We start from the raw sequence: 12351 nt of genomic DNA on the forward strand, positions 1-12351 counted from the left end.
ACGCCGCTCCGGAACTGCGGGCCGGATCACCCGCGCATACGCTGACAGGGTCCGGCCCCGGCTGCGGGGAACGCCTCGCGGCACGGGGCTCAGGCCCCTCGGGCAGCCACGTGAGGCCCCCTCCATGAACCACCTGAACCACATGAACAGCTACCGTCGGTTCCTGCTCCCCGCCGTTCCCCGGCTCGCGGGCTCCGCGCTGGTCGGAGCCGCCGTAGGCGTGCTGGTCGGCGTCCTCCTCACCAACGCGCCGCTGGGCTTCCTCGTCGGCATCGCCCTCGCCCAGACCGTCTTCGTCGTCACGGGATGGCTCGTCCTGTGGCCGATGGACGCCGCCGCGACCCACGACAACGCCCGGCGCGAGGAGTTCCGGCCCGTCGCCGAGGAACTCGTCGTCGTCACGGCCGCCCTCTCCGGTCTGGTCGGCATCGTGCTGTTGCTGCTGATCGGCGACTCGGACCTGAGCCACGCGGCGGCCGCCCTGGCGCTCGGCGGCGTGTTCATGTCCTGGGCGGCACTGCACCTGATGTACGCCGCCCGCTACGCGTACATCTACCACCAGACGCCCGGCGGCGGGATCGACTTCAACATGAAGGAACCGCCGCGCTACATCGACTTCCTCTACTTCAGCTACAACCTCGGCATGACGTACCAGGTCTCCGACAACAACGTCTCCACTTCCAGGATCCGCGCGGTCGCCCTTCGGCACTGCCTGCTGTCGTACATCTTCGGCGCCAGCATCCTGGCCACCACGATCAACCTGGTCGCCGGCATCGTCACCGGCTGAGGGGCCGGGGCGAACGGATCAGTACTCGGGGAGCGTCAGCCGCCGGGTCACGCGCAGCGCCGAATCCAGCAACCGCGCCCTGACCTCCGTGGTCCGGTACATCCGGTCCGACCGGAACGAGATGCCGATGGAACCGACCTGGTCACCGCTGTACACCGGCACCGCCGCGCACGTCGTACCCCGTGAGTACTCCCCCCGGTCCATCGAGAGCGGGCCCGCGGCGGCGTCGAGCTCCCGCAGCAGCTCCTCCCGGCGCGTGATCGTGCGGGGGGTGAGGTCGGCCAGGGAGTGCAGGGATAGATAGTTGGCACGTGCCTCCGCGTCCAGCTCGCGCAGCACGCTCTTGCCGAGCGCGGTCGCGTGCCCGGCCTCCTGGAAGCTCACCCAGACGTTCACCCGGGGTGCCCGCGGGCTGTCGACGATCTCCAGGACCCGGATCTCGCCCTCGTCGTAGAGCGTCAGATAGACGGCGGCGGACAGGTTGTCGCGCAGCGAGGACAGCAGGGCGCGGATGCGCTCGTGCGACGCCACGCCGTCGTCGGCGGTCAGCAGCCCGGGGCCCCGCTCGTGGAGGGCGAACGCACCGTCGTCCAGCTCGTCCAGATAGCCGTCCCGGGCGAGCTCGTGGAGGAGCCGCCGGGCGCTGAGCTCCGGCAGCTCGGCCGCCCGGGCCAGCTGCTGTACGGAGGCGCCGTCCGGGTGTGCGCCGACGGCCTCCAGCAACCGGAGGTCCTGCCGGACGGACACCGTCGGCTCGGGGCCGGCCTGGTCACCCATGGCACCAGGATGGACCCGGCGCCGGGGAGCGGCAAGGCCGGTCCTCCGGCAGGACGCACGCCCGGCGGGTGACGCGCCGGGCGTTCGGTACGCTCTCGTCTGATCTTCGGGGCACGTGCGGGCTCCGGACTGCCGTGACCAGGGGGATGGTTCCTTGATGAGCAGCGCGACTTCGACCGATCCGTTCCAGCCGCTCAAGGCCGACGACCCGGCGGTGGTGGGCGGCTACCGACTGGCCGCCGTGCTGGGCGCGGGCGGCATGGGCAAGGTGTATCTGTCGTACACGCCCGGCGGCCGGCCCCTGGCGCTCAAGGTGATCCGGGCCGAGTTCAGCGAGGACCCGGAGTTCCGGCGGCGCTTCCAGCAGGAGGTGCGGTCGGCGCAGCGGGTGCAGGGGCTGTACACCGCGCCGGTCATCGACTCGGACACCGAGGGCGCGCAGCCCTGGCTGGCCACGGCCTATGTGCCGGGCCCCTCGCTCGCGCACGCGGTGGCCCGGCACGGCGGGCTGCCGTTGCGCAGTGTGCTGCTGCTGACCGTCGGGGTGGCCGAGGCGCTCGGGGTCATCCACGGTGCGGGCATCGTGCACCGCGACCTGAAGCCCGCGAACGTCCTGCTCGCCGCCGACGGCCCGCGGGTCATCGACTTCGGTATCGCCCGGGCCGCCGACACGACCGCCCTGACCGGTACGGGCGTCAGCGTCGGCACCCCGGCGTTCATGGCGCCGGAGCAGGCGGCGGCCGGCACCGTCACCCCGGCCACCGACGTCTTCGCCCTGGGCCAGATCGCCGCCTACGCCGCGATCGGCGCGCCCGCGTTCGGCGAGGGGCCCTCGCACGCGGTGCTCTACCGGATCGTCCACGAGGACCCCGACCTCAGCCGGCTGCCCGACGAACTGCGCCCCCTGGTCAGCCGCTGCCTCAGCCGCGACCCCGCCGACCGCCCCGCCCTGGCCGACATCATCGCGATGTGCCACGAGATCTCGCCCGAGCCCCTGCGCCAGGGCGAGGACTGGCTCCCGCAGGCGGTCGCCGGGTCGATCACCGAGCGGCTGCGGATGCCCGCCCCCGCGCCGGCGCCGCCCCCGCCGCCGAGCGCCGCGCCGACGCCCACCGAGTTCGCCCCGGCGAACGCGCCGACCCCGCCGCCGGGATCCCCCCACCACACCCCCAGCGGTTACGCGGTCGCCGCCGCGCCGACGCAGACCGGGCCTGGTACTCCGGGTGGGCCCGGCGCCCCCGCGGCCCCGCCCCTGGCGCCGGGAGTCCCGGGTACGCCGGGAACCGTGCCGCCCGGCCACTGGCCGCAGCACACCCACCCCCAGGGCTACCCCACCCCGCCGCCCCAGCGGCAGTCCGGATTCGCCCAGCCCGGCTTCCAGCAGCCCGGCTTCCAGCAGCCGGGCTGGGGCCGGCCAGACTTCCAACCCGCCGGGCCCCGGCCCAAGCGGACCGGCCTGATCGTCGGCGCTTCGGTCTTCGCCGCGCTGATCGTCCTCGGACTCATCGGCAAGCTGGTGCCGGACGACTCCGACAGGACCGGCAAGGGTGACCGGGCCACGTCGTCCTCCGACGGCGGTTCGAGTGGCAGTGGTTCGGGCGACAAGGCCCGTCAGAAGCCGGTCGACCCCAGGCCCGTCTCGTACAAGGGCATCGACGTGACGGCGAACTACGCCCTGAAGCTCGCCGACCATCCGCCCCGGCCGGTGGAGGACGAGGACAGTGGCGTCAGTTACGGCAAGGGGGACTTCTACTTCTACCGGGACGACCTCTTCGGCGACGAGAGGGTGGGCAGCGCCAACGGGAAACTGGTGGTGCTGAAGAACTCGCAGAAGGGCTCGCTGGAGGTCTGCCGCCAGGAGACCCGTTTCACCGAGAAGATCGAACTCGAACAGCTCACGTCCGGGTCGCAGATCTGTGTGCTCAGCAAGACCGGACACATCGGCGTGGTGACCTACCGGGGCAAGTCGGGCCCGAACGACCCCAGTCGCTACATCACCATCGACGTGACGGTCTGGCGCAACGCCGAGGAGGCGCAGGAGAGCTGACGGGCGATCAGCTGCGGTGCCTCAGCACCTCGCGCCAGGGCGGACGGGCTTCAGGCCGACCAGATAGGCGTCGACCTTCTCCGTGACACAGGCGCCCCCGCGCCCGTACGCCGTGTGCCCCATCCCCTCGTACGTGAGCAGCATCCCGCCCGGGAACTGGTCCGCGAGGCTCACCGCCTCCTCGTACGGGGTGGACGGGTCACCGGTGGTGCCGACGACCAGCACCGGCACCACCCCGTCGGCGTCGACCCGGTGCGGCGTCCGGTCGCCGGACGGCCAGCCGCGGCAGGTGAGTTCGGCGGTCACCCCGGCCGTGCCGTAGACCCCGGCGGCCTTCTCCGCGCGCGGCAGGGCGTCCCAGTAGGCGTCCAGGTCGCGCGGGTGCGGGACGTCCAGGCAGTTGACCGCGGTCAGCGCGGCGCCCTCGTTGTCGACGGGGGTGAGGTCCTCGGTGGCGGCGCCCTCGTCACCGCTCTCCTCCTCGGTGCCACCGCCGGTGTTCTCCGGAGCGGGGTCCTCCTCCGTCGGGGCCGGCTCCTCCTCCTCCTCCTCGTCCAGCGCGCCCAGTTCGGTCGCGTCCCCCGCGTCTGCCGCCGCCAACGCCCGGGAAAGCGGATCCCATTGGTCCTCCGGCGTGTACATCGCCATCGACACCGCGTCGAGTACGGCTGTCGCGTCCATCCCGCCGTACTCCGCGTACGAGCTGTCCTCGGAGACCGGCAGAGGCTCGCGTTCGGCGCGCGTGTAGAGCCGTTCGATCAGCGCGCGTATCGCGTCGGGGCTGTCGGCCGGGCAGCTGTCACCCGCGACCTCCGCGCAGTGGTCGGCGTAGTCGTCCACGCTCCGCCGGAACCCGGCCGACTGGTTGAGCACCCGCTGCGACCAGTCCAACGACGGGTCGATCGCCCCGTCCAGCACCATCGCGCGGACCCGGCGGGGGAACAGTTCGGCGTACGCGGTGCCCAGACTCGTCCCGTACGACCAGCCCAGGTAGGTCAGTTCGCGCTCGCCCAGCGCGGCGCGGAGCACGTCCAGGTCGCGGGCCGCGTCCTGGGTGCCGACGTGCCGCAGGAGTCCGCCGCTGTGCCGCTCGCAGTCCTCCGCGGCGGCCCGTGCCCCCTCGTCGGCGGCGGTGCGCTCCTCCTCCGTACGAGGGTGGAGCGGCGCGACGCCTTCCGATACGGAGGGCTCCGTCGCGTCCTCCTCGCCCTCGGCCTCGTCGTCGCTCGCCGTGCAGGTCAGGGCAGGGACACTCGCCCCGACCCCGCGCGGGTCGAAGGCGACGATGTCGAAGCGGTCGCGGGCCGCCCGGCCGAACGCCTCGTCCATGCCCTCTTCGAGGGACTGGACCCCGGCCGCCCCCGGCCCGCCCGGGTTGTAGACGAGTGAGCCGATGCGCCGTTCCGGCTTCCCGGCCTCCGCACGCGCCACCGGCAGGACGAACGTTTCGCCGTTGCCCGGGTCGTCGTAGTCCCGGGGAACGGTCAGCCGCGCGCACGCGTACCCCTCCGTGTCGCACTCCGTCCACCGCAGCCGCTGGCCGTAGAACGGCTTGAGGCCGGGCCGGGACGCGGGGTCGGCCGAGGCCGGGGCGGTGGTGGCCCGCCCCGGCCCGGCGGCCGGTCCGGCCGTGCAGGAGGTGAGCGCGACCGAACAGGCCAGCGCCCATGCGGTGACGAGGGCGGGGCGGCGGACGGAACGGCGGACGGGGTGGTTCAACGGAGTGCTCCCGGGGATCGGACCGTGCGGTTCCCCGGCAGCATTCCTCGTCGATGCTTAAGGTTTGATGAGTCGGCCCGGCGGCGACCGCGCAGCCCCTCGTCAGCCCTCCGACGACGGCCGCTCGCCGTTCGGCAGGCGCAGCACGAACCGGGCCCCGCCGCGCCGCCCGGGTCCGGTCGTGAGGCTGCCGCCATGGGCGTGCGCGACCCACGAGGCGATGGACAGACCGAGCCCCGTCGACCGCGATCCGCTGCGGAACCGGTCGAACAGCGCGCCCGCCACCTCGGGCGGCAGCCCCGGCCCGGCGTCCTCCACCGTCACGGTCGTCGACGGCCCGTCGGCGGCCACCGTGACTTCCACCTCGGCCGGGGCCCCGGGCGCATGGCCGTGGACGAGCGCGTTGCCGACGAGGTTGGCCACGGCACGCCGTACGAGGTCGGGGTCGGCGACCACGACGGCCTCCCGGGTCTCGACCGTCACCCGGTGGCCGTCCGTCGGCGCGTCCTCCACCACCGCCTCCACCAGCTGGTCGAGACGCAACGGCTCCACCGCGAGCACGGCCGTCCCGGACATCAGCCGGGCTCGCGTGAGCAGCCCGTCCACCAGCGAACCCATGCCCTCGGCCAGCCGTAGCGTGCGACGGTGCACGTCGGTGCTGTCGGTGTCCCCGCGCAGCGCGGTCTCGGCGAGGGTCCGCAGCGAGGCCGCCGGGGTCCGCAGGTCGTGCGCGGCGTCCGCGAGGAACGACTCCTGCCGGTCCAGGGCCTCCAGGGCGGGCCGGACCGCCCGGCCCGACAGCAGATGCCCGACCAGCGCCGACAGGCACACCAGCAGGGCGCAGCCGCCGGTCACCCGCCAGGCGAGCCGCCGGTGGTCGGCCTGCTGCGCGGCGGTGTCCGCCACGGTGACCAGGGCCCCCTGCGGGCGGGTGTCCTCCTCGGCCTCGGGCGGGTAGAACGGCAGGGCGAACAGGCGGACCGGTTCTCCCGTGGTCGTACGCCCGTCGAGGGACCGTTCCTCGTCGGCGTTCACGGCCGCCGCGGCCGCCCGTCGTACGGCGGCGCCGCCGACGGTGAGGCACGGCTCGCGCGGCGCGTGCTCCACGACGAGGTCCGCCGGGGCGATCCGCCGCGCGTCCCGCGCGGCGTCCGGCGGGACGGACAGCAGGTGGAGGGGCGGGCAGGCGGTCCCGGCCGTGTCGAGCAGCACCCCGGCGTCCAGCCGCCCGTCCTCGTCGGTCTCCAGCAGCCCGAGCGCCCAGTTGGTGTCCGCGCTCATCGTCCGGTCCATCTGATCGCGCCAGCGCACATCGTCGGCGCGCACCGCCCAGGCGGCCATCGCCACCAGCCCCACCGCGCTGGTCAGGGCGAACAGCAGCGTGATCCGGCGGCGGAGCCGACGCACCCGGGCCGTCGGCGTGAGGGGGCGGGAGCGCCGCGACGGCGGGCGTACGGCTCCGGTCACGAGGCCGGGTCTTCCGCCACGGCCAGCCGGTAGCCGGTGCCGCGCACGGTGTGGAGCAGCGGGGGAGCGCCGAGCTTGCGGCGCAGCTGCGAGACCAGGACCTCCAGCACGTTGGACCGGTGCTCGGCCATCTCGTCCCAGCAGCGTTCGACCAGCTCCGCCCGGCTGACCGCCTGGTCGGCCCGGTCCGTCAGCACCTCCAGCACCGCGAACTCCCGGCTGGTCAGCGTCAGCAGCACCCCGCCCCGCCGCACCCGCCGCCGCGCTGTGTCGATCTCCAGATCGCCGACCCGCAGCACCGGCGGGGTGACGGCCGGGGCCCGGCGGCACAGGCTGCGCACCCGGGCGACCAGCTCCGGGACGGCGAACGGTTTCACCAGATAGTCGTCGCCGCCCCGGGCGAACCCCTCCACCCGGTCGGCGACGGTGTCCCGGGCGGTCAGGAACAGCACCGGCACCGCCCGCCCGGAGCGCCGCAGCTCCTCCACGTACTCCGCGGCGTCCCCGGCGGGCAGCATCCGGTCGAACACGACACAGTCGTACGCGGTGACGAACAGCGCCTCGTCGGCCTGCGGCAGGTCGACCGCCTCGTCGACGGCGAGCCCGGCGGCGCGCAGGGCCGCGGCCACGCCGAAGCGGAGGTTGGCGTCGTCCTCGACCAGCAGCACTCTCACGCCGTCACCCTAACCGCGCCGGGCGATGCCCCTGACCCGCAGGTCAGGGCCCGGCCGCCCACGTCAGGGCCCGGCCGCACGCGGATTCAGCGCCCGACCAGCTCCCCGTCCCGGGCCACGATCCGCCCGCCCCGCACCACCATCTCGCGCCGCGGCAGGTCCACCACGACCTGGGGCAGGCACTCCCCGCGCACCAGCAGGAAGTCGGCCGGCGAACCCGGCTTCAGGTCCGCCTCGGGGAGCCCCAGGAGCCGGGCCCCGCCGTCGGCACCCGCACGGAAGGCCGCCTCCAGCTCCTCGTCGAGGCGGGCGTCCCGCACCCAGGCCAGCAGGTGTGAGCGGTGCAGCATGTCCGCGTTGCCGAAGGGGCTCCAGGAGTCCCTCACGCCGTCGGAGCCGAGGCCCACCTCGACCCCGTGCTCCCGCAGCCGGTCGATCGGCAGCACCAGGTCCGAGGAGGGGGCGACCGTCGTCAACGAGATCCCGGCGTCCGCCAACTCGGCGGCTAGACGGTCGAGTTCACGCTCGGGCAGGCCGGGTACACAGAAGACGTGACTGACCGTCACCTTTCCCTGGAGCGACAGCGCCTTGGTACGAGCGATGATCCCGCGCAGCGATTCCATCCCCGTCGCGGCCCGCTCGTGCAGATGGACATCGACGCCCACGCCGTGCCGGTCGGCGATGCCGAAGACGATGTCGAGCTGTTCGTCGAGCGCCTCGTCGAACCCGATCGGGTCGATGCCCCCGACCCGGTCGATCGCCCCGGTGCGCGCGGCCTCCTCCAGCAGCTCCTTCGTCCCCGGTGTCCGGACCACCCCGTGCTGGGGGAACGCGACGATCTCCACGTCGAGCGCGTGCCGCAGCGCCCGACGGGCGGATCCGACGCCCTCGACGCCCACCAGGTCGTAGGCGGGAGCGACGTCGACATGGGCCCGCATCGCCCGGGTTCCCTGGGCGACGGCATGGCCCATCAGGCGTTCCGCGCGCTTCTTCAGCGGCGTGCGGAGCGCGTGGTACAGCTTCACGTCCTCCTCGGTGTACTCGGCGATGGAGCTCGCCGGGTTCCGGGTCACCCAGGGCTCGCCCCACGCCGTCTTGTCGGGGTGGATGTGCGCGTCGACCAGGGTCGGCAGCGCGATCCGGCCCTGGCAGTCGACGACCTTCGCACCGCGCGGCGCGGGGCCGGCGGTGACAAGGCCGTCGACGACCGTGAGGTCGACGGGGTGCTGCGCGCCGTAGGGCCGGACGTTCTTGAACACCGTGGCGCGGGCGTGGCCGCCCGTGCGGTCGGGCTGTTCGGTGATCCGGTCGGCGGCGGTGGGCGCGGCGGGCGTCCCGGCGGGCCGGGCCTCGGCGGCCTGCGCCCCCGTGGCCGCCGAGGCGCTGAGCGTCGCCGCGGTGCCCGCGACGGCGGCGGCCCCGGCCAGCATCGAGCGCCGGGAGAGACCGGCGGTGGCGGATGCGGTGGACTCGGCGTGCATCTGGACTCCTTGGAGGAGAGGGAAGGGCGGGAGGGGAGAAGCGAGGAGAGCGGGAGGGAGGGGGTGGGGACGCCGGGTCAGGCGGCCGCTACCGCGAACCCTGCCCGGACCACGCGCGCCGGGCGGCTCAGCACGCCGAGGTCCGCCAGCGGATCGCCGTCCACGACGAGGACGTCGCCCGCGAAGCCCCGTGCCAGCCGACCGGCCGTGGAGTCGAGGCCGAGGAGCCTCGCGGCGCCCGTGGTCGCCGTGCGGATGGCGTCCAGGGCAGAGAGCCCGGCCGCGTGCATCAGCTCCACCTCGCGGCCGATCGGGTCGACCGTTCCGCCCGAGGAGTCCGTGCCCGCCGCCAGGGGGACGCCCCGTTCGTGCGCGGCGAGGACCGCCCGCTTCAGGACCGGGAGATAGGTGCGGCCGCGCTCGGCCAGGACCGGGTCCGAGGACTCGGCGAGCCCGGCGATCGCGGTGAGCGTCGGCGTGAAGTACGTACCCCTGCGGGCCATTTCGCGCAGTGTGCGCTCGCCGACGAACGCCCCGTGCTCCAGGGAGCGGATGCCGGCCGTGACCGCGTCGTGGCAGCCCTTCTCGCTGTAGCTGTGGCAGAGCACCCCCTTGCCCCGGCGCCGGGCCGCCGCCACGATCGTGGACAGCTGCTCGTGGTCGTACACCTGCACCAGCGGGTCCTGCTCGGGCAGCCCGGCCCGCTCGTTCACCCGGGTCTTGATGGTGTCGGCCCCGCGCGCGAGGTTGACCTCGACCACCCGGCGCAGCGCCTCGGCCGAACGCACCCCGTCCCGCAGCCGGGCGAGCGGCGCGAGGTCCGGGTCGGCGAGGATCGTGTCGCCGAGGTCCGGGGTGACGAAGACACCCGCCGCTCGGAGGCGGGGCGCCCGCTCCGGCGCCTGGCGGGCCAACTCCCGTACGGCGATGTCCTGGTAGAAGTTGGTCGAACCGCTGCGCGCGCTCGTCGCGCCCTTGAGGACCGCGTCGCGCGCCTCGGCCGCCGTGTTGAGGTGGATGTGGGCGTCCACCAGGCCGGGCAGGATCCACTGCCCGTGGGCCCGCAGCACCGGTACGCCGCCGGGGACCCGGCCGACCCGTCCCCGGGACCCGGCCGCCCGGACGACGCCCCCGGCGATCACCACGACCGCGTCCTCCGTGACCTCGCCCGTCGCCGGGTCGAGCAGCCTGCCGCCCTCGACGACGAGATCGCCGCCCCGGCCCGGTGCCTCCCCGCGCCGGGCGCCGGACGACGCGGACGCGGACGGGGCCGTTCCCGCCAGCACGGCCGAGGTGCCGGCGAGCGCTGCGGCACCGGCGAGCACGCCCCGCCTGGTCAGCCTGCCGGAAGGGGGCGGGGTGTTCTCGACGCACATGGGAGGGCTCCTTGGGTCGCGGAGGGATCGCGGAAGCGAGCGGGAGCATTTTGTATACCAGAACTGTCCCGATTCCGGGAAGGAGTGATTCCGCTCCCCGCGCGTGCAGGGAACGTGCAGGAAATGGGCTTTAACCTTGCGAGGCCCTCGAAGGATCGGTGTGATTGGTATACAAAGAGTCAGGCGTCGTCGAACAGGGATCGCAGGGCCACGGCCCGGCTGTCCCGCACGTGCAGCAGCGTGCTCGCCGCGGCCGACTCCTCGTCGCCCGCCGCGATGTACCGGAACATGACAGCGTGCTGCTCCCGCATGTGCTGCGGCTCCTCCCGCATCCCGAACAGCAGCTGGAGCTGTCCGCTCAGCTGCTCCATGGTGCGGGCCAGCATCGGGTTGCCGCTCAGGGCCACGATGTCCTCGTGGAAGGCGGTGTGGGCCGCGACCTCACGCGTGCCCTCGTCGTCGGACGCCGCCTCCTCCGCCCGGTCGAGGGAGGCCCGCAGCGCCGTGACGCCCGGCGGCTCCACCGGGGCCGACCCCGCCACCCGCCGCGCCGCGAGCCGGGAGGCCTGGACCGCGAGCGGCTCCCACACCTCGTACAGGTGCTCCACATCGGCCCGCTCCAGCCGTCGCACCCGGACCCCGCTGTGCGGCAGCAGCTCCAGGAGCCCTTCGCCCACCAGGGCGCGCAGCGCCTCACGGACCGGGACGCGGGACATCCGCAGCTCCTCGGCGACCTCGCGCTCCACGAGCCGGGCGCCCTGCGGATAGCGGCGGTCGACGATCCGCTGCCGGACCGCGTCCCGTGCCCGGACGCTGAGCGACGTACGCTCCGGCCGGACGTCCGCACCGGGCGCCGGGCGGCCCGGAGCCGTCGCCCGCTCGCCCCCGGGACCGCCCGGCCGCGTTCCGTTCCGCCCTGCGCTGCTGCCCGCCACGTACGCCATCCTCCGCTCGGCATGCCTCCGGCCGAGGATACGCGGGCCCGCGGCTCTCAGGCCGTGCCCGGTGTCCGCCCGTCCGGCAGGAACAGCACCGAGTTGATGTACCGGTCCCGGTGCGGGACGAAGGCCCGGCGCAGCAGACCCTGGTGCACCAGGTGCTCGGTCCGCGCCTGATGGGCCACCAGGTCGAACCCCTCCAGCGGAATCCAGCGCCCGCCCGCCAGCAGCCAGCCCGCGTAGCCCTGGCCGGTCAGCAGCTCGACGGCCGGGGCGATCGGGCCGAGCCGGCTCTCCAGCTCGATGAGCAGCGCCGGGCGGTCCCTGCGCAGCAACTCCGACGCGCCGAGCAGCGCCGCCTGTTCGGCGCCGTCGACGTCCATCTTCACGAAGCCCACCCCACGCAGCCCGAGACCGTCGACGGTGATCGACGGCACCTCCAGACAGTGCGCGTGGATGTCGCGGCGGGCCAGCGAGGACACCCCCCGGTCGCCCCGGTCGCCCTCCGGGAACCACAGCTGTGCCGTGCCCGCCCGGTCGGTCGCCGCGCCCTGGACCACCCGGGCGTTCGGCGGCAGGGTCCGGCGCAGATGCTCCGCCAGATGCGGCACGGGCTCGACGGTGACCACCTCGGCGCAGCGGGCGGCCAGCCGCCGCGACCAGGGCCCGTACCAGCCCCCGATGTCCAGGGCGATCCCGTCCGCCGGGCAGAAGTCGGCGAGCCGCCGCAGCTCGGGTTCGAAGCGCGGATACAGGGCGACGGCGGCGGAGGCGACGAGGCCCTCGGGCAGCCGGGACGCCACCGCCGCGGCGAACGTGGTCACGTGGCCGAGGCCTTCAGCCGGGTGAGCAGGCGCTCGTGGTCGTCCGCCTCGACCTTCCGGCCGGACGAGGGAAGCAACTGCGGTATCCCGTCCACGATCGGGTAACTCAGGCGCAGCCGCGGGTTGTACAGCGCCTCCTCCTCGGGAAGCAGGGACAGCGGGCCCTTGTCGAGCGGACAGGCCAGGATCGTGAGCAACGGGTCGTCGGTACGCATCAGGGGCTCCTCGGGAGTCATCGGAACGACAGCGGAAGGTACGTCA

11 protein-coding genes are annotated in these 12351 nt (G+C 74.2%); 2 read left to right on the plus strand and 9 right to left on the minus strand.

Translation table 11 applies throughout. The features are described from left to right. The first annotated feature begins 124 nt into the window (after nt 1-124). A complete protein-coding gene (locus tag IE140_RS31055) occupies nt 125-787 on the plus strand; it encodes a DUF1345 domain-containing protein (protein ID WP_373296204.1) in 663 nt (220 codons plus the stop codon). Nucleotides 788-805: 18 nt separating this feature from the next. On the opposite strand, the gene IE140_RS31060 is transcribed toward IE140_RS31055, so the two are convergent. Next, complete coding sequence (locus tag IE140_RS31060) at nt 806-1564, minus strand: IclR family transcriptional regulator (RefSeq protein WP_150196292.1); 759 nt, start codon at nt 1562-1564, stop codon at nt 806-808. Nucleotides 1565-1721: 157 nt separating this feature from the next. On the opposite strand from IE140_RS31060, the gene IE140_RS31065 reads away from it, so the two are divergent. Next, complete coding sequence (locus IE140_RS31065; RefSeq protein WP_189460896.1) at nt 1722-3611, plus strand: serine/threonine-protein kinase; 1890 nt, start codon at nt 1722-1724, stop codon at nt 3609-3611. A 21-nt stretch (nt 3612-3632) separates the two neighbouring features. On the opposite strand, the gene IE140_RS31070 is transcribed toward IE140_RS31065, so the two are convergent. The 8 genes from IE140_RS31070 to IE140_RS31105 form a co-directional block, all read right to left on the minus strand. Next, the gene (locus tag IE140_RS31070) at nt 3633-5330 is read right to left on the minus strand and encodes an alpha/beta hydrolase (protein ID WP_150198217.1); all 1698 of its coding nucleotides are present in this window, start codon (nt 5328-5330) and stop codon (nt 3633-3635) included. Between the two features lie 102 nt (nt 5331-5432). Continuing rightward, nucleotides 5433-6797: a sensor histidine kinase gene (locus IE140_RS31075; RefSeq protein ID WP_150198215.1), complete on the minus strand. Its 1365-nt coding sequence runs from the start codon at nt 6795-6797 to the stop codon at nt 5433-5435. Next, complete coding sequence (locus IE140_RS31080) at nt 6794-7465, minus strand: response regulator transcription factor (RefSeq protein WP_150198219.1); 672 nt, start codon at nt 7463-7465, stop codon at nt 6794-6796. Before IE140_RS31080 ends, IE140_RS31075 begins: the two co-directional genes overlap by 4 nt. Nucleotides 7466-7557: 92 nt before the next feature. Then, a complete protein-coding gene (locus IE140_RS31085; RefSeq protein WP_150198213.1) occupies nt 7558-8952 on the minus strand; it encodes an amidohydrolase family protein in 1395 nt (464 codons plus the stop codon). A 77-nt stretch (nt 8953-9029) separates the two neighbouring features. Continuing rightward, nucleotides 9030-10328 carry an amidohydrolase family protein gene (locus tag IE140_RS31090; RefSeq protein WP_093437851.1) on the minus strand — a complete coding sequence of 433 codons (1299 nt, stop codon included), beginning with the start codon at nt 10326-10328 and terminating at the stop codon, nt 9030-9032. Between the two features lie 179 nt (nt 10329-10507). Beyond that, the gene (locus IE140_RS31095; protein WP_150197530.1) at nt 10508-11272 is read right to left on the minus strand and encodes a GntR family transcriptional regulator; all 765 of its coding nucleotides are present in this window, start codon (nt 11270-11272) and stop codon (nt 10508-10510) included. A gap of 47 nt (nt 11273-11319) precedes the next feature. Further along, the gene (locus tag IE140_RS31100; RefSeq protein WP_150197531.1) at nt 11320-12090 is read right to left on the minus strand and encodes an FkbM family methyltransferase; all 771 of its coding nucleotides are present in this window, start codon (nt 12088-12090) and stop codon (nt 11320-11322) included. Continuing rightward, nucleotides 12087-12305 carry a Trm112 family protein gene (locus tag IE140_RS31105; RefSeq protein WP_032769417.1) on the minus strand — a complete coding sequence of 73 codons (219 nt, stop codon included), beginning with the start codon at nt 12303-12305 and terminating at the stop codon, nt 12087-12089. The genes IE140_RS31100 and IE140_RS31105 overlap by 4 nt, the downstream gene beginning before the upstream one ends. Nucleotides 12306-12351: the final 46 nt, after the last annotated feature.

Source organism: Streptomyces parvus, from assembly GCF_014648875.1.
GTDB classification, from domain to species: Bacteria; Actinomycetota; Actinomycetes; order Streptomycetales; family Streptomycetaceae; genus Streptomyces; species Streptomyces parvus.

What these genes read in the sequence shown, in the direction of transcription:
- IE140_RS31055 (WP_373296204.1), top strand. Translation starts at nt 125, where the DNA reads ATGAACCACCTGAACCACATGAACAGCTACCGTCGGTTCCTGCTCCCC.
- IE140_RS31060 (WP_150196292.1), bottom strand. Translation starts at nt 1,564, where the DNA reads ATGGGTGACCAGGCCGGCCCCGAGCCGACGGTGTCCGTCCGGCAGGAC.
- IE140_RS31065 (WP_189460896.1), top strand. Translation starts at nt 1,722, where the DNA reads ATGAGCAGCGCGACTTCGACCGATCCGTTCCAGCCGCTCAAGGCCGAC.
- IE140_RS31085 (WP_150198213.1), bottom strand. Translation starts at nt 8,952, where the DNA reads ATGCACGCCGAGTCCACCGCATCCGCCACCGCCGGTCTCTCCCGGCGC.
- IE140_RS31090 (WP_093437851.1), bottom strand. Translation starts at nt 10,328, where the DNA reads ATGTGCGTCGAGAACACCCCGCCCCCTTCCGGCAGGCTGACCAGGCGG.
- IE140_RS31095 (WP_150197530.1), bottom strand. Translation starts at nt 11,272, where the DNA reads ATGGCGTACGTGGCGGGCAGCAGCGCAGGGCGGAACGGAACGCGGCCG.
- IE140_RS31105 (WP_032769417.1), bottom strand. Translation starts at nt 12,305, where the DNA reads ATGCGTACCGACGACCCGTTGCTCACGATCCTGGCCTGTCCGCTCGAC.